This is a genomic window from Flavobacterium sp. PL02 (genome assembly GCF_035013205.1).
Taxonomy (GTDB): domain Bacteria; phylum Bacteroidota; class Bacteroidia; order Flavobacteriales; family Flavobacteriaceae; genus Flavobacterium.
The window spans coordinates 181,385-206,794 of record NZ_JAYGJP010000007.1 but is presented as its reverse complement, the minus strand read 5'-3'; the positions used below and the strand labels follow the sequence as shown (position 1 = coordinate 206,794).

At 31.5% G+C, this 25,410-nt stretch carries 18 protein-coding genes and 1 pseudogene; 15 read left to right on the top strand and 4 right to left on the bottom strand.

The genetic code is table 11. The annotated features are described in order from the left end of the window. The first annotated feature begins 4 nt into the window (after nt 1–4). Genes SHI72_RS18440 through SHI72_RS18430 form a run of 3 tightly spaced genes read left to right on the top strand, consistent with a single transcriptional unit; the run spans nt 5 to nt 4,468 of the window. A complete protein-coding gene (locus SHI72_RS18440) occupies nt 5–1,888 on the top strand; it encodes an AAA family ATPase (RefSeq protein ID WP_323490975.1) in 1,884 nt (627 codons plus the stop codon). A gap of 3 nt (nt 1,889–1,891) precedes the next feature. Further along, a complete protein-coding gene (locus SHI72_RS18435) occupies nt 1,892–3,502 on the top strand; it encodes a hypothetical protein (protein WP_323490974.1) in 1,611 nt (536 codons plus the stop codon). 54 nt (nt 3,503–3,556) lie between these two features. After that, entirely contained in the window at nt 3,557–4,468 is a 912-nt protein-coding gene (locus SHI72_RS18430) for a DUF5655 domain-containing protein (RefSeq protein ID WP_323490973.1), read from the top strand. A 64-nt stretch (nt 4,469–4,532) separates the two neighbouring features. On the opposite strand, the pseudogene SHI72_RS18425 reads toward SHI72_RS18430, so the two are convergent. Further along, nucleotides 4,533–4,625 (bottom strand): annotated as a pseudogene (locus tag SHI72_RS18425) (TrmH family RNA methyltransferase); the annotation flags it as partial. 68 nt (nt 4,626–4,693) lie between these two features. On the opposite strand from SHI72_RS18425, the gene SHI72_RS18420 reads away from it, so the two are divergent. From SHI72_RS18420 to SHI72_RS18375, 10 genes are all read left to right on the top strand, one after another. Continuing rightward, nucleotides 4,694–5,227, top strand: coding sequence for a GNAT family N-acetyltransferase (locus SHI72_RS18420; RefSeq protein WP_323490972.1), 534 nt, complete (start codon nt 4,694–4,696; stop codon nt 5,225–5,227). A 404-nt stretch (nt 5,228–5,631) separates the two neighbouring features. Next, on the top strand, nt 5,632–7,110 hold the full coding sequence (locus SHI72_RS18415) for an ankyrin repeat domain-containing protein (RefSeq protein ID WP_323490971.1): 1,479 nt from the start codon (nt 5,632–5,634) through the stop codon (nt 7,108–7,110). Nucleotides 7,111–7,157: 47 nt separating this feature from the next. Then, on the top strand, nt 7,158–7,640 hold the full coding sequence (locus SHI72_RS18410) for a DUF2271 domain-containing protein (protein WP_323490970.1): 483 nt from the start codon (nt 7,158–7,160) through the stop codon (nt 7,638–7,640). A gap of 86 nt (nt 7,641–7,726) precedes the next feature. Beyond that, a complete protein-coding gene (locus tag SHI72_RS18405; protein WP_323490969.1) occupies nt 7,727–9,916 on the top strand; it encodes a PepSY domain-containing protein in 2,190 nt (729 codons plus the stop codon). Nucleotides 9,917–10,103: 187 nt separating this feature from the next. Next, entirely contained in the window at nt 10,104–11,111 is a 1,008-nt protein-coding gene (locus SHI72_RS18400; protein WP_323490968.1) for an FAD:protein FMN transferase, read from the top strand. 55 nt (nt 11,112–11,166) lie between these two features. Then, on the top strand, nt 11,167–11,808 hold the full coding sequence (locus tag SHI72_RS18395; RefSeq protein WP_323490967.1) for a GNAT family N-acetyltransferase: 642 nt from the start codon (nt 11,167–11,169) through the stop codon (nt 11,806–11,808). Nucleotides 11,809–12,811: 1,003 nt separating this feature from the next. After that, nucleotides 12,812–13,297, top strand: coding sequence for a DUF4625 domain-containing protein (locus tag SHI72_RS18390; protein WP_323490966.1), 486 nt, complete (start codon nt 12,812–12,814; stop codon nt 13,295–13,297). Between the two features lie 6 nt (nt 13,298–13,303). Continuing rightward, nucleotides 13,304–15,739, top strand: coding sequence for a TonB-dependent receptor (locus tag SHI72_RS18385; RefSeq protein WP_323490965.1), 2,436 nt, complete (start codon nt 13,304–13,306; stop codon nt 15,737–15,739). Between the two features lie 31 nt (nt 15,740–15,770). After that, nucleotides 15,771–16,688 carry a DUF4625 domain-containing protein gene (locus SHI72_RS18380; protein ID WP_323490964.1) on the top strand — a complete coding sequence of 306 codons (918 nt, stop codon included), beginning with the start codon at nt 15,771–15,773 and terminating at the stop codon, nt 16,686–16,688. Between the two features lie 30 nt (nt 16,689–16,718). Next, a complete protein-coding gene (locus SHI72_RS18375; RefSeq protein ID WP_323490963.1) occupies nt 16,719–17,936 on the top strand; it encodes a hypothetical protein in 1,218 nt (405 codons plus the stop codon). A 264-nt stretch (nt 17,937–18,200) separates the two neighbouring features. On the opposite strand, the gene SHI72_RS18370 is transcribed toward SHI72_RS18375, so the two are convergent. Next, nucleotides 18,201–18,992, bottom strand: a complete 792-nt coding sequence (locus tag SHI72_RS18370; RefSeq protein ID WP_323490962.1) for a polysaccharide deacetylase family protein — start codon at nt 18,990–18,992, stop codon at nt 18,201–18,203. Nucleotides 18,993–19,922: 930 nt separating this feature from the next. Here SHI72_RS18370 and SHI72_RS18365 point away from each other — a divergent pair. Together SHI72_RS18365 and SHI72_RS18360 are read left to right on the top strand one after the other, a co-directional pair. Continuing rightward, complete coding sequence (locus SHI72_RS18365; protein ID WP_323490961.1) at nt 19,923–20,918, top strand: metal-dependent hydrolase; 996 nt, start codon at nt 19,923–19,925, stop codon at nt 20,916–20,918. Between the two features lie 402 nt (nt 20,919–21,320). Then, nucleotides 21,321–22,538, top strand: a complete 1,218-nt coding sequence (locus SHI72_RS18360; RefSeq protein WP_323490960.1) for an erythromycin esterase family protein — start codon at nt 21,321–21,323, stop codon at nt 22,536–22,538. A 116-nt stretch (nt 22,539–22,654) separates the two neighbouring features. On the opposite strand, the gene SHI72_RS18355 is transcribed toward SHI72_RS18360, so the two are convergent. Together SHI72_RS18355 and SHI72_RS18350 are read right to left on the bottom strand one after the other, a co-directional pair. Further along, a complete protein-coding gene (locus tag SHI72_RS18355; protein ID WP_323490959.1) occupies nt 22,655–23,359 on the bottom strand; it encodes a hypothetical protein in 705 nt (234 codons plus the stop codon). A gap of 413 nt (nt 23,360–23,772) precedes the next feature. Further along, nucleotides 23,773–25,230: a glycosyltransferase gene (locus SHI72_RS18350; protein ID WP_039114121.1), complete on the bottom strand. Its 1,458-nt coding sequence runs from the start codon at nt 25,228–25,230 to the stop codon at nt 23,773–23,775. Between the last annotated feature and the right edge of the window lie 180 nt (nt 25,231–25,410).

Sequence of the window (25,410 nt, the reverse complement as noted above, 5' to 3'; positions counted from 1 at the left end):
TATAATGAGATTAAAACATTTACAGATTATAGGCGAATATAAAAACCTAAAAGATTTCAAATTAGATTTTGACGGCACAAGCTTTATTGATGTTTTTGTGGGTAAAAATGGAACTGGAAAATCAAATTTGTTTGAGGCTATATTAGAAATATTCAAACATTTATTCGACAATGAATATCCTATTCGTTTCAACTATAAACTTCAATATGAAATTGATGGTAATAATGTTGAGTTAAAATGGGTGGATAACACTTGGGTGGATTCTAAAGATGTTAAATCTCCATTTATACCGCCAAATCTGTTACCAGATAACATCTTAATATACTATTCAGGCCATAATAATATGATTGAAAATTATATTTCCCTGAGTGATGAAAAACATAAAGAAAAAATTAATAGAAACAGAAACAATGCAGCATTCAATCAAGATGATGCAAGGCGTTTTTTCGGTATTGGTTCAGAATATAAAACATTATTATTAGCCACTATTTTACTTCAAAATAAAGATTTTAATGCCAAGAAAATTATACTAGAGAAATTAGGTATAAAATCTATTGGTACTGAAGTTAAAATGATATTCACCAGACCTGATTATGCAAAAGGAAAAGAGTTGGAATTTGATGAATTCAATGATGAGACAAGATTTTGGGGTGCTGATGGTTTTTTTAGAACCTTTCTTAATCAAATATGGAATATTGATAAATTAGAGAATCCACCTGTTCGAGAAGAAGGTTATATCAACAATGAATATAAAGAAGAGTATATTTTATTTAGAAGTATTAATTCATTTCAGAATATATTTGATGGCATACCTTTACTTGAATTGTTTGTTTCATTGGATAATCTAAAATCTATTAACTTATTAAAAGATATATCGCTTGAAGTTGAATTGAATTCTGGAAAAAAAATTGATATTAGTAAATTTAGTGATGGTCAATTTCAATCAATTTACATTTTTGCCATTACAGAATTATTTAAGGATAAGAACTGTATTACTTTGTTAGACGAACCCGATTCTTTCCTTCATCCGGAATGGCAATTTGATTTTTTTAAACAGCTAACAGATATTTCATCAAAATCAAGTGAAAGTAATCATATTTTGATGAGTAGTCATAGCGCTATTACTTTAATAAAATATATAAAAGACAAAATAAGATATTTTGATTTTAATAAAAAAGGAGAGCTAGGAGTTTCTGAAATACCTAAAAGAATTGCAATTGATAAGTTGAGCGAAAAGATAATCAAGTATAGTGAACATGAACAAATACTAAGCATAATTAACACTATCCAAATTGAAAAAAAACCAGTTCTTTTTACTGAGGGTAAAACCGATCCACTTGTTATCAAGGAAGCTTGGTATAGATTAAATCCAGGAAAGGAAATTCCATTTATACCATTTTATGCATTTGGGCATAAATATCTAGCTCAATTAATGAAAGACCCAGAAGTTATAAAAGACATGGAAGGCTTACCTATTTTTGGTCTATTTGATTTTGATAAAGCATTTAATACTTGGAATGGATTTTCAAATATAAATATTTGTGAAGATGCTTTCTTAGGGTTAATAAAACAAATGGAAAATAATGAAGTTTACGCTATAATGCTTCCTGTACCAAAAGGAAAACCGATTGAAAAACAAGTCATTAATAATGAAGCCGGAGGAACATTTGGAGAAAATGCAGTAATGGCAATTGAACATCTTTTCAGTCATTTACCTGAATTAGATCCAATGTTTGTAGAAGACAAAAAGTTACCTTCTAAATTTAAACGCTTTCGGGGAGAAAAAGTTGAATTTGCAAAAGTAAAAGTGCCAACATTTCCAGACGAATGTTTTGAAGTTTTTAAACCTGTATTTGATTTCATTGAAAGTAGAATACCTAATCCTTAATTTATGGAACTACAACCAAGTCAAGTAGATATAAAATTAGCTGAATTTCATAATTCATGGAGTTTAAATCGTATTCAAAATATGCCTTTAGAAGATTATGCTGATTTAAGCAATCATGATTCTTTATGTTATTGGTTAGAATATGGCACTAAACAATTAGGATTAATAGGTGACAATCCACTAAACAAATTTGAAATTTGGAAGCCTAAAGACCCTGAAAAAGAATTAAAAGGAAATAAATACAGTATTCAAGACGGGTATTTTTGGAATGCAAAAAAAGGAAAAAATAGAGACCAGGCTTTTCATAATATTAGAGAATTAGTTGTTCAAATTGTAAATCACTCTATTAATCTTGATTGGGAAGCATTGGACAAAATAAATTATCATGCAATTGCAAAATGGAAAATTGCTTTTATATTTTCCAATAAGAGGATTTTACCAATTTATAGTAAAAGAGCTTTACTGGCAATTTCTAAAGGATTAGGAGATAAGGATTTTCCATATAAAACACCTGTCTCTGTTTTACAGAAGTTTATTCTTCAATATAAAAGTAATGATGATCCTATCGAGTATTTTACCGGTAGAAATTATATAGACTTTGCAGAAAAAAAGAAACCAAATTTCTATATTATTGGAAGTAAATATGGTGATGGAAATGGAAATGATATTGTTCCAAAAATTGGAGAATTTATAAAAAATCAGTGTGTTGCTGTAGGTTATTTAAGTCACTTAAATTTTTCTAGTTTAATGCATTCAAATGATCATAGAGTTAATGATTTTGTTTTAAAAAATTACAATGAAAAAAAACCTGCCCTTTCAAAAATTAAAACCATCTTTAGAAAATTTTCAAAAATAAAAGAGGGTGACATTATCGCGGTTAAATCACATGGGGCATATAGTAAGTTAACTATTATTGCTTACGCTCAAGTAGTTAAACGAAATGGTAGTATTTATGATCATAGACCAGAATTACTAGGACACCATATTAATGTGGAATTTCTCGATGCCGGTTTTTCAAAACATGTAGGTTTAAACTATGCTGAAACGTTGCATGGTATAAATAGTAACGATAACAAGTTATTAGAAAAAATATTCGGATTATATTCTGGATTAGAAATAGAGAATATCGGTTTAGATGAGTTTTATGATGAGGATGAAGAATTTGAAATTGGATTTTTTGAAGAAACTGGATTTTCATATAATAGTAAATCTGAAGAATCATTCAATCGTAATGCTATTTCCTCTGTAAAAGTGAATCAAATTCACAATATCATTCAGAATCATTTCATTAGATTTCTCGATTTGAAATATCCAAATAGTGTTAAAGGAGAAAGAAATAGAATTGATGCATATCGTGAAACTCCCAGCGAAGTTCACATCTATGAAATAAAACCTTATGAAAATGTTTTTTCTTGTATTCGTGATGGTATTGGTCAATTATTAGATTATTCACATAATTATAAAACAAAAAAAAATATACTAATTTATATTGTTGGTCCAAACAAACCAAATGAAAAAGATCTGAGATTCATCAATGCAATTAGAACTAATTTAAAAATTCAATTTAATTATATTGCTTTTGATTATAGTAATCATAACCTAATCGAATATTAGATTTGCATTTCAAAACCTAATAAATAAAGTTTTAATTTTCTTAATATAGTTCTCATGAATCTTTATCAATCCAAAAACTCTAATATCCTAAGTGCACTAAAAGAAAAACCTTTTAAATTAGAAAAAGAGATTCAAAATATTTTTGAAACTAACCTTCAAGATATTATGGGGCTTCAATTAGTAAAATCTGAATTTTCGATTAAAAATAAACGAATTGACACTTTAGCTTTTGATAAAGAATCTCAGGCTTTTATCATTATAGAATACAAGAGAGATAAAAATTATAGTGTCGTCGATCAGGGATTAACCTATTTAAACTTAATGCTGCAAAATAAAGCCGAATTTATTCTTACTTATAATGAAACTATAAAAGATACTTTATTACATAGCAAAAACATTGATTGGTCGCAATCGAGAGTTGCTTTAGTCTCTCCTAGTTTTACAGAGAACCAAATTTCGGCAGCCGATTTTAAAGATTTTGGGATTGAACTTTGGGAAATAAAGCAATATGAGAATAATATAATAAGCATCAATAGCATAAAGAAAAGTAGTAGTGCGCAAAGCATAAAACCGTTACTACAAAACAGTGAAAAGCTAAAAGAGATAAAAGAAAACATACTGGTTTATACTGAAGAATTTCACTTAAAAAGATACCCCGAAGAAATTAGAGAATTATACGAAATCTATAAGAATGCAATTGTAAATTTATATGATGGGATCGAAATAATTAGTAAAAAACTTTATATTGCTTTTAAGAAGGATAGAAACATTGCCGATATAGTAACACTAAAAAAAGGAATTAAAATTTTTATTAACCTTAAAAAAGGACAATTAGATGACCCAAAAGGTTTAATGAAAGATGTCTCTGAAACTGGTCATTGGGGAAATGGAGACTATGAAATAACTGTTACCGATACAGAAAATCTAGAATATATTATGAGCTTAATAAAACAGGCTATTAAATAAAAATGACACTTAGCGATTTATCGATTCAAATTACTATAAATCAATCAACTACCAAAACAATATTTCAAGAACGTGGTTTAGTCAAGTTTCTGTCGTACATAATAATAATTCCTGCTACAGCCACGTTTAAACTTTTCTCTGATATAAATTTCACTAATTGAAGCCTTTCTTTGGCTAGCATAAATAAGTTAGCTGTCAGAACATTAATCATTAAACTATGACAAAATGATAAATAGAAGTTTTACACCTTTCCCAATTTTAACAACTGAAAGACTAACTCTTAGACAATTATCAACGAAAGATGATTCAGCTATTTTTGCATTGCGTTCTGATACCGAAATAAACAAATATCATGGCAGACAAGCAAGTCGAACAATTGAAGATGCAATAACTTTTATCAACAATATTAATGATAACATCAAAAGAAATGATTCGATTTATTGGGCAATAACTTTAACAAAAAGCAAGATTTTTGTTGGAACAATTTGTCTTTTTGACTTTTCAAATGAAAAAAACAAATGCGAAATCGGTTATGAACTTTTGACAAATTTTCAAGGACAAGGAATAATGCAAGAAGCAACTACAAAAGTTATTGACTTTGCCTTTCAGACAATGCGACTTAAAAAGATAGAAGCTTTTACTCATAATAACAATCTGAGTTCAATTAAACTTTTGACAAAATTAGACTTTAAAAAATCAATAGAAACAGACATCGAAAACCCTGAATGCACTATTTTCATCTTAACAAATTCACTTTAAGTCTTTTAAATTAAATTTTCATAAAGAATACTCTGCTAGTCAAATCAGCAACTTTGCTTACTTGCGAAACTTTCTATACAATTAAAAAATTGACAAACGAGTTACAAGAAAGAAACTTCGGAAACGATACTGATTCTGTAATCGTATTATCTCCGAACATTTTTTTAAACTTTTTTAGATGCTTTTAGATTATTTAAAATACCCTACTCTATTTTTTAGTTCTAAAGCTTTTCAGACAAACTAATAAAACTTCCTTAAAAATGGGCATTAACAAATAAGTAATAGCTTTAATTGTTATTATTTTTTACATTTGCTTAATCTTATTGATTCTAAATAAATCACGCTATTAAGTCGTGAATTTTATAAAAATCAACACAATTTAAAAAGTAATAAATATCTATAATATGAAAAAAAACATTCTTCTTTCTTTCGCATTAGTCGCAACTTTATTTGTTAGTGCTCAGCAAAAAAATACTTTATTAGAAGCTTCTTTTTGGAAAACAGCGCCAAGTGTTGATGTTATTAAAGCTGAAATTGCAAAAGGAAACAGTCCATCTGAAGCGAATGCAAATGCTTTTGACGTACCAGTTATTGCAATTAATAATGATGCGCCTTTTGCAAGTATAAAATTCTTATTAGAACAACCAGGAAATCCAGTAAATAAATCTACTCACGACAATCGTATTTACTTACACTGGGCTGCGTATAGAGGAAATACCGAACTGGTAGAATATCTTATTGCCAAAGGTTCAGATATTAACTTTGAAGACAGCCATGGTACTACTCCACTTGTTTTTGGTGCTACTAGCGGTTTACTTAATTCAGGTATTTGTGATGCTTTTTTTAAAGCAGGAATAGATCCGAAGAAAAAATATGCTAATGGAGCGAACCTATTGCTTTTAGCAGTTCCGTTTGATAAAGACCTTACGATTACTGACTATCTTACCAAAAAAGGATTGTCTCTAAAAGATGTTGACAACAACGGAAACACAGCATTTGATTATGCTGCAAGAACAGGAAATGTAGCTCTTTTGAAAAAGTTATTAGAGAGAAAAGTAAAATATACTGATAATGCACTTCTTATTGCAACTCAAGGTACACGTAGAGAAACTACTCCGATTGAAACTTATAAATTTTTAGTGGAAGAATTAAAAATAAAACCAACCGCTACAAACAAATCTGGAGAAAATGTATTGCATCTTTTAGCAGGAAAACCAAACCAAGCCGAAATAATTACTTATTTCCTTGCTAAAGGTGTTGATGTTAATGCGATTAATAAAGATGGAAACACTCCTTTTATGATTGCAGCCGGAGCTAAAGAAAATGGAGTATTAGAACAATTATTACCAGCAGCAAAAAATATCAATTTACAAAATGGCAAAGGAGAATCTGCCTTGACTATAGCTGTAAAATCAGGAACTCCAGAAGCTGTTGCAACACTTTTGGCAAAAGGTACAGATGTTAAAGTTACTGATAAAGAAGGTAATAATTTAGGCGTTTATTTAGTACAATCTTACCGACCAGATGCTAAACAAGATCCTTTTACTGCCAAAGTAAAATTGCTACAGGAAAAAGGATTAGACCTTACATCTCCACAAAAAGACGGGAATACATTGTATCATCTTGCAGTTGCTAAAAACGATTTATCTTTACTGAAAAAATTAGCTGATTTAAACATCGATGTAAATGCTAAAAACAAAGACGGTTTGACTGCTTTACACAAAGCTGCAATGGTTGCCAAAAATGATACTATCCTTAAGTACCTTCTTTCTATTGGAGCTAAAAAAGATATTATTACCGAATTTGACGAAAGCGCTTATGCTTTAGCCAAAGAAAATGAGTCATTGACAAAACAAAACATATCAATTGATTTTTTAAAGTAATATTTCAAAAAGTCTAATACCAATTCAATTAAAAATATAAAACCGGAATGAAATCAATATTTAAAATAGCTCTTACAAGCGCATTAATCTGTCTTATCTCTTTTCAAGCTTCAGCACAGGCAAGCAAATATAAATGTATGCTTCAAATGTCTAACTATATGGGAGAAGGTGCTTACATCGTAGTTTCGCTTATCAACCCTAAAGGAGAATACGAAAAAACACTTTATGTAATGGGAGACGACAAAAAATGGTACAACTCATTAAAAGAATGGAATAAATTCCAAACTAAAAAGCCGGTAGATATCAGTGCAAAAACTGGAGCATCTGTTACTGGGGGAGATCGTAGTATGACAACAATTGAAATTGAAGATTCTAAAATAAATAAAGGATATAAATTAAGATTTGAATCTGCTGTTGAAGATCAAAAGTACCATGTAAGCGATGTTGAAATTCCGCTTACAACTGAAGGTCTTGCTGCTAAAACAGAAGGAAAAGGTTATATTAGATACGTGAGATTAAATAAAGTTTAATCTCTTAAACCTGAAATTCGAGCTTTGTCAAAGTTTTAAACTTTGACAAAGCTTAAAACATTTGATTACCTTTTAGATTACACTCAATGACTCTTTCTTTCTGGCGTTACACTCACTTGGCTTTGGCTTTGTTTTCTTCATTATTTTTATTTTTGGCATCTGTAACGGGTATCATACTGGCAGTAGACGCAGTTCAGGAAAAAACACATCCGTATAAGGTTGAAAATTTTGATCAGATAACTTTGGGTCAAACCTTGCCAGTTTTAAAAAAGGTATATCCTGAAATAACAGAATTAAGTGTTGATTACAATCAGTTTGTAACACTTCAGGCAATCGATCAGGATGGCAATGATATCAATGCTTATATTGATCCCAGAACAGGGAAAAATTTAGGAACACCAGTTAAAAAAAGTAAATTTATCCAATGGACAACTGCCTTACATCGTTCTTTATTTTTGCATGAAACAGGACGCTTTTTTGTTGGCGTTATTTCTTTTTTATTGATTTTAATTGCTTGCTCTGGTTTTGCACTTGTTTTAAACAGACAAAGAGGAATCCGTAACTTTTTCTCTAAAGTAATCAAAGAATATTTTGCTCAATATTATCATGTTGTATTAGGAAGATTAGCTTTAATTCCGATTCTGATTATTGCCATTACCGGAACCTATTTATCACTGGAAAGATTTAATTTTTTCATGGATAAAGAGAAAAATCAAAAGGAAAAAACAGAGATTATAAAACCTTCTAAAGGTAAAACTGAATCTGTATTTACTACTACCCTACTATCTGATGTAAAGAAAATCGAATTTCCTTTTACATCTGATCCTGAAGAATATTATATTATCGGATTAAAAGACAGAGAAATTGAAGTTAATCAGGTTACAGGAACTGTAATAACTGAAAAACGTTCCCCGATGACGGTTCAATTATCTGATTTAAGCCTTGACCTTCATACCGGAAGAATAAACGCTATTTGGGCTATAATATTAGCTATTGCCTGCATCAACATTCTCTTTTTTATATACTCTGGTTTTGCTATTACATTAAAAAGAAGATCAAGTCGAATTAAAAATAAATTCAAAGCCAACGAAAGTAAAATCATTCTACTCGCTGGTTCAGAAAATGGAAGTTCATTCCGTTTTGCCAATGCTATTCAAAAACAATTAATCGCTCATGGCGAAAAAGTTTTCCTTACGGAACTTAATAATTACAATCTATATCCGAAAGCAGAACATATTATCGTTTTCTCTTCTACTCATGGTTTAGGTGATGCGCCTTCTAACGGAAATAAATTTGTATCGCTATTAAAGAAATACAATCAAGAACAAAAAATCAATTTTTCGGTGGTTGGTTTTGGTTCAAAAGCTTATCCTGATTTTTGTGGTTTTGCTATTGAAATTGATCAACTTTTAGCTACTCAAAATTGGACAGAACGCTTTTTAGAAATTCAAACCGTAAACGACAAATCTGCTTTCGAATTTCTAGAATGGGTAAAATTATGGAGTGTCAAAAGCGGAATTCCGTTATCGACAACGCCTTCTTTATACAATCATGTTCCTAAAGGTTTACAAAAATTAATGGTTTTAGATAAAACATTAATTTCTGAAACGGAACAAACTTTTATATTGACTTTAAGAGCTAATATGAGAGCCAAATTTACTTCGGGTGATTTACTGGCTATTTATCCTGCAAATGATACCAGAGAGCGTTTATACTCGATTGGGAATCATTCTGGCAACATACAATTGGTTGTGAAACTTCATCCTCACGGTTTGGGTTCTGAGTTTTTGAATACCCTTAAACCTGGAAATACTATTAAAGCTAGAATCTTAAATAATAAAGCTTTTCATTTTCCTAAATCCGTGTCTAAAGTTGCTTTAATATCTAACGGAACTGGTATTGCTCCTTTCCTTGGAATGATTGAACAGAATAAGAAAAAAGTTGAAACGCATTTATACTCTGGCTTCCGAATGGAAACGGAAACTGTTTTAGGTTATAAAAAATTTACCGCAGAAATGATTAAAAAGCATCAACTTCAAAGCTTTCATTTGGCTTTATCTCGTGCAGAAAATCATCATTATGTAATGGATTTGATTAAACGAGATGTTGACTTTTTTATTGATTTATTACACCAAGGCGGCGTTATCATGATTTGTGGTTCGCTTGCAATGCAAAAAGATGTAGAAGCTATTTTGGATGATTTATGCCTTTCCAGAGAAATGAAATCTATTTCATATTATAAAGATAATGGTCAGTTGTTGACAGATTGCTATTAAGTTAATTGATAATTGTTAATTGTTAATTCTTAATTCTTAATTCTTAATTCTTAATTGTTGGATTGTGAAGTCCCAGCGGGACGATATATTTATAGAGATTTATTCGACAAAAACCAAACCCCATCGGGGTGGCATATATTGGCAATCAGAAAAATATCGCTCCGCTGGAGCTTATTAATAAAAAATCATGCATACATCAATCCTACATAAGTTTTTAGTTGTTTTTATAATTGCGGTTAGTTTTTCGGGCAACGCACAAGTTCTCCGAAAAAGAACTACGCTGCTTATGGGAGGGCGTTTTGATATTACTATTGTTGCAAATGATACTGTATCTGCTGAACAAAATATTAATGCTGTAATTGCCGAAATTACCCGAATTGAAAATTTGATTTCTGATTGGAAACCCGACTCACAAGTATCTGAAGTAAACCAAAATGCCGGAATCCGACCTGTGAAAGTAGATCGTGAGGTTTTTGAATTAACACAAAGAGCCATAAAATTATCTGAAATAACAAATGGCGGCTTTGACGTTAGTTTTGCTGCAATGGACAGAATATGGAAATTTGACGGTTCGATGACCGAGATGCCTTCGGCGGAAGCCATAAAAAAATCTGTAGAAAAAGTGGGTTATAAAAACATCATTTTAGATAGTGTACAATCTACCATATTTCTAAAACTTAAAGGAATGAAAATAGGATTTGGAGCGCTGGGTGAAGGTTATGCCACCGATAAATGCCGAACTATGATGCTATCTAAAGGAATCGAAGCCGGAATTATAAATGGCTCCGGAGATATGAGTACCTGGGGAAAACAACCTAACGGTGAACCATGGAAAATAGGTATTACAAACCCATTTAATACCGAAAAACTCTTAGCTGTTATCCCTTTAGAACAAGAGGCTGTAACCACTTCTGGAAGCTATGAAAAGTTTGTAATTTTTAATGGCAAAAGATATTCTCATATAATAAATCCAGCAACTGGATATCCCGCAACTGGATTATGCAGTGTGACCGTTTTTGGTCCTGATGCTGAAACAGCAAACGGACTTAGTACTTCTTTAATGGTTTTAGGTCAAAAAGAAGGTTTACTTTTACTTCAAAAATATCCTGATTATAGTTGTTTGATGATAACCGATAATGAAAAAGTAATCAAATCGAAAAACTTCAAAATCAAGAAATTCAAGACTAAATTTTAACCTTTAAATCTTAGGATTCTCTAGCAGCTATTTACAATCTTAACTTCTTGGTACAATGAAAAACCACACCCTTCATGATGTTCTCGAAAAATGGATTAAAGCATGGTCTTTATCAAGAGAATTATCTTTACCCGTAAAATACAAATCGGGGTGGATGGTAAATGTGGGATATGAAAACCAAAAACAACGTTATATTTTTCCTGAATTTAACAATGATTTTATCCAATTATCAGAGACTATTGATGAACCTTGGATATATCTAAAAGTTTGTGCTTCGCCCGATGAACTAAAAGGCAAATTATCTGAAAAATGGGTAATTCAGCCTCAAGGTTATATGATGTCTTGTTTTAAACAAATGAGTTTTGCCAGTGGTAATTTACCCGACAAATACAAGTTCGAATATGAGAGTTATAACTCTACTTTTGTTGTTAGAATTGTTACTAAAGATGGCGAACTAGCATCGATAGGACACGTTGTTTTAGTTGATGATTTAGCCGTTTATGATAGAATTTCAACCGAAACAAATCATCGCCGAAACGGTCTTGCTACTTTCTTAATGAAAGAACTCGAAAAAATTGCCTTAGTCAATAGCGTTTACAACAATTTTCTGGTTGCTACAGAAGAAGGTAAATCTTTATACCAGACTCTGGGATGGGAAATCTATAGCCTTTATACATCAGCTGTTATTTTTGATTAAAACAAAATAATCCCATTCAAAACTCACTATTATTTATTTTTTAATGAAACAATGTTGCATTTGTGAATAAGATTTTTATATTTGCAACAGTATTGCGTTAAGAATAGAAAAACAGAAGGAAATAACAACTTTCTTCATCGTTTTATATCATAATACTTTATGATTTTTATTCTTAAATAAATATGCTTTATTAAATCTTGATTCGTCTGAATGAAAAAGAAATTTAAATTTATTAATCTTCTTATGCCGCTAATAGTAGTATTCGCTATACTATTTCCGGCAATCCATTCTTATGAACATATCCAAAGTCATGATACTACCCATAAAAATACACAGCATTTAAGTACTGCTAAAACGGAACTTATAACACACAATCATTCTTCTGAAGAGTGTGCTATATGTCATTTTAAATTTACTCCTGTAAGTACGTTTACTTTCATGTCTTTTGAGTTTTATAAAAGATGTAACATAACCTCATATGTTTCTTTTTATTACAAATCTTATTCCTATTTCTTTAAGGGATCCTTATTTGCTCTTCGAGCGCCTCCTACAATTTAAAGTAAAATCAATTAGCAATGCTGCATTTGAATTTAAACTAACCATATAAGTGATGTAAGTTCATCTAAGCGAAGTGTTTATAAAACTTATATTTTCTTAAATGACTTATATGGTTTAAAACCACTTTTCTATAACAATTTCTATAAAAACTAACCATATAAGCTATGTAAGTTCATATAAACGAAGTGTTTATAAAACTTATATTTTCTTAAATGACTTATATGTTTAATAAAGTTCTATAGAGCTGTCATTCGGTTTCGTTTACCAAAAAAGCCAAGATTTTACTTCTGCTTAATTGCTTATTCCATTTTACAAATAACCCTCATTTCATAGAATAATTATCTATGAATATATCCTTCGGTGCACCTTTTTAAGTTGACATTACGTATAGCAATGTCATTTAAAAAAGCGCATTCCCCTACTCTGTAACCAAAAATTAATACATATGAACAAAATGAAAATCTCAAAACTTGTACTGGCATCTTTTGCTTTAGTCAGCATCTTAACAGCGTGTGATAGCAGCGATGATGCTAAAATTGATACCGAATACCCTGTTATCGATATATCGGCAGCAAATGCTTTCCCAATACAATGCAGCGAAGCAATCCGTGGGCAAAAATTTACTTTCAGAGCTAAGTTTACCGACAACTCGGCATTAGGATCGTATAGCTTGGATATCCATCATAATTTCGACCATCATAACCATAGTACCGAAGTAAATGATTGTACTCCTGAAGCGATAAAAAAACCTGTAAAACCATTGCTTTATATCAATTCTGTCACTATTCCAGAAAATTTAAAAAGCTACGAGGCAACTCAGGAAATCAACATTCCGACAGACATTGATCCCGGAGATTACCATTTCCTTATTCGTCTAACCGATAAAGAAGGCTGGCAAACAATTAAAGGTTTAAGCATCAAAATTAAATAAGTGACTTTGAAGAACGAATATAAATCAAATCGATTACGGATTATTTATCTGTTGCTGTTTTGCGCTGTTATTTTTACGAAAGTATCTGCACAAACCGTCAATATATCAGGTAGCGTATTCTCTAATAGTCATAAACCATTAGAAGCTGCAACCGTAACGATTTACCCCTCATCTATTACCACTTTTACAAATAAAGAAGGTGCTTATTACTTTAATGAAATTCCTAAAAACTCAAAGAAACTTATTGTTAGTTATTCGGGTTATATCAAATCTGAAATTGAACTTTCGTTAGATAAAAACTCAAATGTACAACCTGATATTATCTTACATCAGGAAGTTAAAGAACTGCAAGAAGTTGTAATAAAAGATAATTATGCTACACGTCTTAACAAAAAAGAATCTCTTAACATAGATGTAGTAAATAGTAGTTTTATCCAGCGTAATCTTGGTGGTAGTTTAATGCAATCGCTCCAAAGATTACCTGGTGTTAAAACCATTTCTATAGGTTCTGGTGGATCTAAACCTCTTATCCGAGGATTAAGTTTTAATCAGGTTATTGTTGTCGAGAATGGTATTAAACACGAAGGCCAACAATGGGGCGCAGATCACGGACTAGAAATAGACCAATATGCTGTAAATCGTGTAGAAATCATTAAAGGCCCATCTTCATTTATCTACGGATCTGATGCTATTGGTGGTGCTATCAATATAAAACCGCTAGCATTTCCTGCCAAACATACTTTGGGCGGAACCATTGATATTACGGGTAAAAGTAATAACGAACAATATGGCGGTTCTTTTAACCTGTTTGGGCGTAATGAAAAATGGTTCTTTGATACCCGAATCACTACAATGGATTATGGCGATTATCGCGTTCCTACCGATGTGGTTCAGGTTTACAATTATGCAGTTCCGTTATATAAAAATCATTTGCGTAATACTGCTGGACGCGAACTCGATTTACATGCAAGTACAGGATATATAGGCCAGAAGTTTAAATCGGTTTTGTATGTAAGCAACGTGTATAGTAAAACTGGTTTTTTTGCCAATGCCCATGGTCTTGAGCCTCGAAATGTAGATACAGAACTTCATGACAAATCCAGCCGTGATATACAAATGCCGTATCAGGAAGTAAACCATACCAAGATAAGTAACACTACCTCTTTTCAATTAGGCGAACATCAACTGGAAACTCAATTAGGTTTTCAAAAGAATTTTCGCCGCGAATGGAGTCATTATGTTAATCATGGCTATATGCCGCCTATATATCCCGATGATATGTATGCTCCAAAAGATCTAGAGCGCCAATATGATAAAGAAGTTTTCTCCGCTTCGGCAAAAGATGAATTCTCATTGGGCAATCATCAGTTTACTGTTGGAGTAAATACAGAATTGCAACAAAATAAAATTGGTGGTTGGAGTTTCCTGATTCCTGCTTTTACGCAAGTGAACGCTGGAGCATTTGCTTATGACAAAATTCAGCTCAATGAAAAATGGCTGCTGCACGCTGCGCTACGATTGGATTATGGAAAAATTAAAATGAAACAATATACAGATTGGTTTGAAAGTGAAGTAACAACTAATGGGCAAACAAATTTTGAATACTTAGAACGTTCGGAAGAGCTTACGCGAACATTTAAAAGTTTTACCTGGTCGGCGGGAGTTAATTACAATCTGGAAAAATTCTCATTGAAAGCAAATGCGGGAACTAGTTTCAGAATGCCGATTGCTAAAGAATTAGCATCAAACGGTGTAAATTATCATTATTTCCGATTCGAAAAAGGAGATCCTAACTTATCTGCCGAACAATCCTATCAGTTAGATCTTGGGTTAGAATGGCAGGATCATAAGTGGTCTGTACAATTGAGTCCGTTTTTTAATTATTTCCCCAATTACATCTACCTCAACCCTACTTCCCAACATGATATTTATTATGGAGCAGGCAATCAGGTTTTTGAATATGAGCAAAGTAAAGTCATGCGTTATGGAGGCGAATTGCAAACTCGTTATCAATTCTTAAAAAGTTTAAGTGGTGAAATTCTGGTAGAATATCTTTATTCTGAGCAATTATCGGGCAGTAAAAAAGGCTATACCCTACCCTTTTCTCCTCCTGCATCGGTTTTGTTTGGGCTTACTTATAGTCCCGAAATTAAGAATCTAAGAGGAACTTATTTCTCCTTAGATTATCGTTTTACTGCCGAGCAAAACCAAATTGTTCCTCCAGAAAAGAAAACTGCCAGCAGCAATGTTTTCAACCTTGCCTTGGGAACAAAAATAAGAACTGGACAACAGGATTTAGCCATTTCACTGCAAGTACAAAACTTGTTTAATGCTAAATACTTAAACCATACAAGTTTTTATCGATTAATAGAACTCCCTGAAGCAAGCAGAAACATTATTCTATCGGTCAAAATTCCCTTTTTAATACATAATCAAAAATAATATGAACCCTTTTAAACAAACAAAAAAACCTATGAAAAAAGCAAAATTATTCCCCTTGTTTTTACTATTTATTAGCACATTTACAGCGTGTAATAATGACGATGATACTACCCCAGAAGTGGCAAAACCTACAATGACAAATGTTGAAATTGGTTCTGCCAATAATAAGCAAGGAGTCATTGGTCGCGATTTTCACTTTAACGCCGATGTCACAGCTGGAGATAAAATTGCAGCAGTGCAACTTAAAATACTTCCTAAAAAAGGAGAGAAATATGCAAGCGATTGGAAATTAGAACTGAGTTGGGCTGAATATGTTGGTGCAAAAAACACTACAGTACATAAACACTTTAATATTCCTAATGAAGCTCCTGAAGGTAAATATGACTTTTTCTTTACAGTATTAGACAACAATGGTTCTAAACTGGAAATTAAAGAAGATTTTACCATTGTCGATGCTGCAAATTTACCTACTGATCCATTAATTGGTCGAGATATGATTTCTCGCAACGAAACTTTAATTTATCATATGGGAACTTGGGTTGAACCTGAACTAATCTTTAAAAAGGATGATATACTAACTGCTCATGCTCAGATAAGTCAGATTAAAGGTGATGGAATATTATACTCTGTACTAATTAAAAAAAGCGCCAATTACCATCCTGAAAGCATTGACAATCTAGATTTTAAAAAAGTAATCGTAATTTCTAAAGTCGAGCATAAAGGTCTTGCCGCAGCATCAAAAATTTCGACTTTACAAAAGATAAATGATGTTTGGGGCGGCGAAAAAATTGTTATCGGTGCTGCAACTGATGCTAACCTACCTAATGCAAACCCAATAACTGGCGAAAAAGCATGGGAATCTGGTGTATATAACTGGGTGGTTTTGTATAAAAATACAACCTACAATCTCAATGTATATAAGTCAATGCCTATTACTATTAATTACTAATCTAAATATTATCTTAAACACCCATTTACAATGAAAAACATTAATTTTAAACTGATTTTCTTATTTGCTTTATCCACTTTTGCAATCTCTTGTAGCAATGACGATGATGACAATACTACTGAAACTCCAAAGGAAACTTTGGCTGAATATAAGTATTTAAGAGTATTACTTTCTGATGAAAAAACAACAGAAATTACTCTTGTAAATCCAGTTGATGGTACTTCGAGTTTCTTTAATGCAAAATTTGCAAAATCAACTATTTACACAACAGAATCAGGTAGATATGCAGGAATTATTCATAGAGCTGATAATACTGTAGAAACTTTTGACAGCGGATTTGAAGGTCATGGCGATCATGTTGATGTAGACGGAATTCCAAAGTTTGGAGCATTAACAGGTCAATCGCCTATGCCAACTCATTTTAAAAGTAAAATTGGAGAATTATTAACTTTTAATGATGGTGATGGAACATTGTCTGTAGCCAAAGAAGCTGATGTTAATACAGCCGGAGCAAAATTTAAAGTAATTAATGCTGGTTTACTGGCTCATCACGGTGCTATGGCAACTTTTACTAATGGAACTTATGCTATTACCCAAAAAGATAATTCGGTTGCAGGAACGCTTCCTGAAAAAGTAAAAATTATAGATAATACAGGTAAAACTCTTTTTGAATCTACAATTTCTACAAAAGGAATCCACGGAAATGCATCTGACGGAACTTATGCCGTTTTCGGTTCAGCAAGTGGTGTTCTTGTGGTTGAAAGTTCAGGAAAACAAAAACTTATTGCGCTTCCTGATGGTTTTGGAACAGCATGGTTTGGAAGTATTTTGGAAACAAAAGCTCAAGGAAAATTCATAGGTTTTACTGCTGAAAAAGGGGCTTACTTAATTGATGTTATTAACGGAACAATTAAGCCAATTATACAAAGTGCTACTATTGCACAATGTAAAGTAAGCTACAACATGAGTAAACTAGGAATTTTATTAAATAGTGGTGAATTTAAATTATACAATTTAACTACGTTGCAAGTTGAAAAAGAAGGAAAAGTAATTGCTGAAATTGCAAAAGATGCGACTATGAAACCTCAAATCCAACTAACAGAAAATTTTGCTTATATAACTTCTCCAACTACAGGAGAATTATTGCAACTAAGCTTATCTAATATGACAATTGCAAAGAAAATAAAAGTATCTAATACTCCATACAGAATTACGATTCTTGGTTTTGAAAACAGCAAAAGTCATTAATCTTAATTTTCTAATCTTATTCTAAAATCTTATTTAAACACATAGAAACATAGTCAAAGTGTGTAGAAAAAAACAAGAAAGAGAAATATATTTCTTTCACATAGCTATGTGCATTTAAAATAAGTGAAACGCCTATTTTAAGAATACAAAATCTATGTTTCTATGTGTTTAAATTAATTTATCAAACATTTTAAATAGTATTAATTAATAACAGCAGATGCTAAAATATTTTAGCATCTGCTGTTTTATTTCAATATATTATATTTATAAATTTTTCAAATCGTCAACTGTATAAAACTTAAGTTTATTAGCCTTTGCATACTCGCATATTTCTTGTAAAGCTGCAAGCGGTGTTTCTATTTTTTCATCGGCAACATCTACAGTTTTATGCCCATAAAAAATAACAATCTTATTATGCTTCTTGGCATAATCCATAAGGGTTTTATAATACGCAACGTCAAACTGCTTGTAATCATCATCTATACCCAAACCATAAATAACTCTGTTTCCCTCATAATAACAATATTGCGATTCAGGATAAAGTTTACCATAAGTTGTACCTCTTATAATATCAAAATATTTTAATAATTCTTTATCCAAATCTGCATTGCGTGCTCCATCAGGATAGGCAAATGAGCGCAAATTAAACCCGTCTTTATCCATAGCAACTTTAAGCGGCAGTATCTCCTCTTTTATGTACTTATCGATTCCATATTTAGCCGAATATTTAAGTGCATTTTCATGATTATATCCATGTGCTGCGATATCGTGTCCCATATCTTGTAAATAGTGTAACTTTTTCTTTTGCGTAGCATTCAAAGAATCATATTTACATATAAAAAAAGTCGCTTTCCAGTCTAAATGGCGCAGTCGCTTTTCGGCATTATACCAATCATCAATATAATTATCATCGAAGCTTAATATGATACCAGGCTGAGATTCTTTCTTTACTGGAAGAAGCGGTTTAGATTTCTTCTCTTCTGAATAAGTACTTGCTGCATAAAGTAAAATACCAATGGTAAAGAAACCAATAAGTGCGTATATAATTCGCTTCATAGTGTAGATTTTGTAATCAAATTTAAGTATTATCCTGTAAAAAAATTCTACTTACTGTTATTAATTAATTTATTAATAAAGCTTCCCGATTTCATTGGTTTATTAAACTGCTGTGACAAAGTTTAACCTACTTCTTTGTCTAGGGAACGCGGATAAAACAGATTCGCTAAAGCGAAAACACAGATAAAAAACGGATTTTTAAAAATAAAAGAAAGAAATCCGTTTTGATCCGCGTCTTTACTTTTGTAAATCCGTATCATCAGTGTCCCATTATAGACAATATTGGCTATAAACATTCCACTCCGCTGAAGCTTTGACTATTTTTTTTACCACGCAGACTACAAAAGATTTAAGCCGATAAGCGCAGATTTTTTCTTCAATACTTATAAAACTAAATCTGCAAAATCTGCGTGCAAAAAATAATATTTAATCTTCTCTCGCAGATTCTAAAAGATATAAGCCGATGAACACAGATTTATTAATGACTAATTTTTAAAAATCCGTTTTGATCCGCGTCTTTACTTTTGTAAATCCGTATCATCTGTGCCCCATTACAGACAATATTGGCTATAAACATTCCACTCCGCTGAAGCTTTGACTATTTTTTTTTACCACGCAGATTACAAAAGATTTAAGCCGATAAGCGCAGATTTTTTCTTCAATACTTATAAAACTAAATCTGCAAAATCTGCGTGCAAAAAAATAATATTTAATCTTCTCTCGCAGATTCTAAAAGATATAAGCCGATGAACGCAGATTTATTAATGACTAATTTTTTAAAATCCGTTTTGATCCGCGTCTTTACTTTTGTAAATCCGTATCATCTGTGTACCATTATAGACAATATTCGCTATAAACACTCCGCTACAGTTAAAAAACATTTTAATACTTTAGATCTTTCTGTTTAAATTTGCTGTTCAACTACAACTCATGGATTCTTTTACTCAAATTGTGTTAGGAATTGCAACTGCCGAATTATGTGCGGGTGAAAAATTGCAACGCAAAACGATTTTATATGGTGCAATTCTAGGAACTATACCAGACTTAGATGTTTTGTTTGGGCAGTTTTTAAACCCAGTAGATGGTGTAGCTATTCATCGGGGATTAAGTCATTCCTTATTATTTTTTGGCTTATTATCGCCCATTTTAGGTTGGTTTATTTCTAAGATCGAACAAGAGAAAATTAATTTCCGAAGTGCAACTATTTTAGTATTTTGGTGTTTATTTACCCATGTATTACTGGATATGTTTACATCTTGGGGCACACAAATTTTCTGGCCTCTACCCGACCGAATTGCCTTAAAAACTATATTTGTAATTGATCCTTTATATACGTTTCCGTTGCTTATTTGTTTAATTATAGGATTGCGCAAACCTACTTTCGCTTTGCGAAAAAAATATGTTTTACGAGGAATATATATTAGTTCCTTTTATCTCTTGGTAACCTGTAGTTTAAAATTATATGCTTTACAACAATTTAAAAATGCATTGCAAGAACAGCATATATCTTATAGTGATCTTATTGTAAAACCTACTGCCTTTAATTGCATTTTATGGAATGCTAATGTGGCTACAAAAGAGGCGTATTTATTAGGTGATTATTCCTTATTTGATAGCCAGCCGATAACTTTTGAACGTTATGAAAAAAACAATGCCTTATCGCAGCAGCTTACTGGCAATCCCGATTTTGAAACCTTAAAAAAAGTGAGCGAAGGATGGTTTATTGTAACCAAAAAAGACAACGATTATTACTTTAATGATTTGCGCTTTGGCTTGCTTACTAAAGATCCCAAACAGCCTCAATTTGCCTTTAGCTATATTTTTAAGGATGAAAACGGAAAACTAAAGGCTCAAGAAGTTCCTAAGCAAAAACGTGATGGAAAAGCCTTAATGCAAGGAATCTTAAATCGCATAAAAGGAAATTAAAAAAGGAACTATTCCATTTTGAGAAACATAATATCATTTTGATAGTATTCATTTTATAAAAAAGCATTAAAAAAAACACATAAAACACTAACAAACAATCGTTTAATTCATTACAAAATTTACAGGTATTATGTTTGCTTCAATAATGAAAATCTAAATCATTATGAACAACTATCCTGAACAAAAAAGACTACTGCATCGTAATAAATTAAAGAGACTGGCTCGAATAAGAATGAAAATGACCACAAGCCATTTGCTATTCATCACTTATACTGTTGTGTTAGTTTTTATTGCAATTTTCAAGTTAACAGGTCAATAGCATAAATAATTATTAAAGCACAAAAGAGTATTGCATTACATCATATAATTATTATTTGTATTTTAGTAATCAAAAACTACTATATGACCAAAAACCTCCTTTACTCCGTTTTGTTCAGTTGCTTTTTTTCTGTTTGTACTTTTGCTCAAGGACAATCCCTAAACTGGATAAATTCTCATGCATTACCAATTACCGACAATGAGAATGACAATAAGGCTTATTACTCGCAGTTAACCAATCTGCTCAAGGATAACAAAATTTGTGGCCTGGGAGAAGCTTCTCACGGAACTCATGAATTTTATACTGAGAAGAATCGCATTATTAAATATCTGATCACAAATGCCCAATATAAGTCGATTGGTTTTGAGTTTGGATATTCGGCGATAGAACCAATTAATGTTTATTTATTAACTGGAAAAGGGGATTTAAAACAACTCATGAAACCATTGCGATTGTTTAATACAAAAGAAATATATGATTTGTTTGAATGGGTAAAGACATATAATACCGCTAAACCTCTTAAGGATAAAGTTAATCTTTTTGGTTTTGACACTAATTATATCAAATCTGATATTGATGCGTCTGCCAACTTTTGTTCTGCTTATTTAACAAAAAATGCGTCTCCTTATACTAATGGATCAGCTGCAATACCAGTTTTAAAAAAGATAACAACTCCTGATTTTCCTCTATATGAATTGTCTGATGATGAAACGGGAATCATTTCTCGCTTAAATACAGAAATAAAACTTAAAGGCACATCGACAATTAAAGGTTTTAACGAATTTAAAAAATACATATCCCTTTTATACCAAGGCACATTATTATCTAATCCTTTGGCCAGAGATCAATTTATGGCCGAAAACCTTATCGATTTCCAACAAGAAACTAAAGCCAAAACTATTATTTGGGGACACAATATCCATTTTGCAAAAGATACCAATATGCCTAAAGCAAAAGGAATGGGATATCATGTAAAAGAGAAATACGGTAATGAATATTACGCAATAGGTTTTGATACTTTTAAAGGAAAAGTGACTGTACTAGATGGCAATGATTATGTAGAACACAGTTTTGAAGCGCAACCAAAATCTTATTCGGCATTGTTTGCAGAAGCTAAGTTCCCTACTTTCTTTGTAGCCTTTGATACTGCCGAAGAAAGTCCTTTTTATAATGCAAATGGCAACATAACCAATATATACTCTAACTGGACTAATGTAATAGCATTACCTATGAAACCAGGTATTGATTTTGATGCATTAATTTTTATACGAGAAACAACTCCTTCGATTATATTAAAGTAATTAATTTAACCATATAAGTGATGTAAGTAAATATAAGCTGGTCTTTTCGGCAAAACTTAAATGAACTTACATCACTTATATGGTTCGAGAAATAGTTATTTTCTTTTTATAAAATATTACTTTAAATCATCAAATTCCAGATACAATTGTTTTAAAAGAGTAATAGAATAATTCGTTCCATTTGCATTAACCTGAATATCATTTCCAGCTACTCCAATTGGACTATTTTCAGATTTATTCACATTGATTAAACTATATTTTTCATTTTTTATAAGTGTAGTCAAATCTGTTTTTACTTCTAAAATCTGCTCGAAATCAGGTTTATTTGTAAGCTCATGAACCATAAATTGTTCTTTTGCATTACCAAAAATTATAAAATTAGTTGTAGCCGACTTTACTTCATCTGGATTAAACTTTTTATAAAAAATCACTTGTTTGATAGTTATCACAACATCCGAAGCTATTTTCTTCCCTCCTCTTTCAAAATGACCTCTGTAAAGATTTACTTTAAATGATTTAGGATTGTTAATCATATCCGGCAAAACAAACTTTTCGGGCTCAATCATATAAGTGTTATAATCCGGGTTCTTTTCCTGATCTGCTACAAATAGTTGCTTTGTTTTACTATCCAATTCTAGCTCCAAAATAATTTGATAATTATGCGGAGAACGAAACATGGGTAAGTGCGAAGCATAAATTTTTTCTTTACCAAAAATCAGCATTCCATGTGTCGACGGCTTATCTGTACTACTATTATGATGTTGCGCATTTGACAATGTAATGAAAAAGAAAAAAAGCAATGAAATTGAATAATATCTCATAATCAAAATTTAAAATATTTTTTGGCGAAGATAAAAAACACTCTAAAAAGTAATTGTTAACTAGTTGGTAAAAGATTAAATCAACTCTTTCGGATACAATTACTGTTAAAACATAGAGCGCAAGGTTTTATGCAAGGTGCACAAAGTTCTTCCTCAATATTGTCACCCTGAGGTACGAAGGGTCTTCGCAAGAAACTAACACAAACTTGTCTTACATTATCGAGCTACTAATGGTGACCCTTCATGCCTCAGGGTGACAAGTTTGAGAGTATATTGAGTATATGTTCTACAAAGCTGTTATCAGTTTTGTAGAATCATTTTTACCCCAACGACACATCATAAAAAAAACGAGTTAAAATATTTATAAAAATATTTTAACTCGTTTGAGTTTATAAAATCACAACCGTTTTTATCTATTTAACTTCAGATAAACCACGTGTTAACCAACCTCTTTTATTTGCTGTAATAATTGCATAAGGAGTAATCCAGAATAAACCAAAGGTGTAAAACACGCTATAAGAATATGCCCAGAATGACTCTGATACATTATGTCTTTTGGCATAAAATAAAGCCGAGAAACTAGACACAATCAATATACTTAAAAGCGTAGATCCCAAAAATAATAATGGATGTACTACTATAAAAAACAGCATAAATAACATGAATGGATATGCCATAACAATTTTAAGTGATTGATCTATAAATAATAATCTTGTACCAAATTTAGATCCTTTTCTAAAATCTTTAAAAACATATTGTGCCATCATTAAGTTTTCACGCACATTACTTCTTCCCCATCTGATAAACATTTTATATAAACCAGTATAATTTTCGGGTACATTTGTTAATACGTATGAATTTCTTTGAAACAATACTTCATGTCCTTGTTTTAAGATCATGTTTGTCATTGCACGGTCTTCGCCAATATCTGATGGTTGCCCCATAAAAGTTTGATCAATCCATTCCGGAAGACATGCAAATACGGCATCACTACGATAAGCTGCTAAAGCTCCAGGAGTACAAAGTACAGATCCTAATACACTTTCGGCAGAACGCATGAATTCAAAACTCATTACGAAACTTACGTTTAACATTTTAGGAAGTATTGCTTTTTTATTATTTAAAACAAGTACATTTCCTGCAACGGCTCCACAATTTTTATTTGTAATAAACGGACTAACTAAGTTTCTTACTGTATCTTTTTTTACTACTGAATCACTGTCTACAGTAACAAAAATTTCTCCGTTACCAAGATTAAATCCACGGTGTAATGCATGACGTTTTCCTTGGTTTTTAGGCTGCTGATAGATAGATAAACGATCTCCTAATTTTACTTTTGCTTGTTGCATCCAGTACCAAGTATCATCTTTACTACCATCATCTATAGCAAGTATTTGCATTTTTTGCTCTGGATAATCGCTATCTGCTAAACTTACTAAAGTATCCCAAACCAGTTTACCTTCGTTGTAAGCAGGAACAATTATGGTACAAGTTGGCAACAACTCATCTGTAACAGATTCTATTGGTTTATATTTAAAATAAAGGAATAAATTAAATAGAAAAACACCCGTTTTAAAAAGAAAAAAGACTGTTGTTATAACCAAAAATGGATATCCCCACGTAGAATTTATTCTGTCTATATGAAATTGGTCAAAGTCTGATTGAAATTTATATACTAAGAAAGCTCCAGCAATCATTAATAAAAAAGTACTGATAAGTACCATAATCCCTAACGGACTTGATGTTTCTTTTATCGCTTTTGCGAATGATTTATCGTTAATACGAAAAAAAGAACCTGTTAATGAATCTCCGCTATTACCTGTATTGCTGCTTGTAGAGAATAATTGTTTTGAAATTGTTTCAGTTTTCATGCTTGTATTACTATCGTTTTCTATATTAAGGCTTTTATCTAAATGCCATCCTTTTTCGTTTCTTGTTCTCGTTTGTAAAGAATGGACAAATCCCAATTTAGCAAGCCCCGTGCCATTGTCCTTTTAAATAGAAATTGAGGCGATTACGATAGTTTTCGTATACTAGCTGTGTATAATTAG

Bases quoted from the DNA above. Each gene is read 5' to 3' on its own strand.
- SHI72_RS18365 (WP_323490961.1), top strand. From the start codon at position 19,923: ATGGATTCTTTTACTCAAATTGTGTTAGGAATTGCAACTGCCGAATTA.
- SHI72_RS18395 (WP_323490967.1), top strand. From the start codon at position 11,167: ATGAAAAACCACACCCTTCATGATGTTCTCGAAAAATGGATTAAAGCA.
- SHI72_RS18380 (WP_323490964.1), top strand. From the start codon at position 15,771: ATGAAAAAAGCAAAATTATTCCCCTTGTTTTTACTATTTATTAGCACA.
- SHI72_RS18370 (WP_323490962.1), bottom strand. From the start codon at position 18,992: ATGAAGCGAATTATATACGCACTTATTGGTTTCTTTACCATTGGTATT.
- SHI72_RS18415 (WP_323490971.1), top strand. From the start codon at position 5,632: ATGAAAAAAAACATTCTTCTTTCTTTCGCATTAGTCGCAACTTTATTT.
- SHI72_RS18400 (WP_323490968.1), top strand. From the start codon at position 10,104: ATGCATACATCAATCCTACATAAGTTTTTAGTTGTTTTTATAATTGCG.
- SHI72_RS18375 (WP_323490963.1), top strand. From the start codon at position 16,719: ATGAAAAACATTAATTTTAAACTGATTTTCTTATTTGCTTTATCCACT.
- SHI72_RS18435 (WP_323490974.1), top strand. From the start codon at position 1,892: ATGGAACTACAACCAAGTCAAGTAGATATAAAATTAGCTGAATTTCAT.
- SHI72_RS18390 (WP_323490966.1), top strand. From the start codon at position 12,812: ATGAACAAAATGAAAATCTCAAAACTTGTACTGGCATCTTTTGCTTTA.
- SHI72_RS18350 (WP_039114121.1), bottom strand. From the start codon at position 25,230: ATGAAAACTGAAACAATTTCAAAACAATTATTCTCTACAAGCAGCAAT.
- SHI72_RS18355 (WP_323490959.1), bottom strand. From the start codon at position 23,359: ATGAGATATTATTCAATTTCATTGCTTTTTTTCTTTTTCATTACATTG.
- SHI72_RS18430 (WP_323490973.1), top strand. From the start codon at position 3,557: ATGAATCTTTATCAATCCAAAAACTCTAATATCCTAAGTGCACTAAAA.
- SHI72_RS18410 (WP_323490970.1), top strand. From the start codon at position 7,158: ATGAAATCAATATTTAAAATAGCTCTTACAAGCGCATTAATCTGTCTT.
- SHI72_RS18405 (WP_323490969.1), top strand. From the start codon at position 7,727: ATGACTCTTTCTTTCTGGCGTTACACTCACTTGGCTTTGGCTTTGTTT.
- SHI72_RS18420 (WP_323490972.1), top strand. From the start codon at position 4,694: ATGATAAATAGAAGTTTTACACCTTTCCCAATTTTAACAACTGAAAGA.
- SHI72_RS18360 (WP_323490960.1), top strand. From the start codon at position 21,321: ATGACCAAAAACCTCCTTTACTCCGTTTTGTTCAGTTGCTTTTTTTCT.
- SHI72_RS18440 (WP_323490975.1), top strand. From the start codon at position 5: ATGAGATTAAAACATTTACAGATTATAGGCGAATATAAAAACCTAAAA.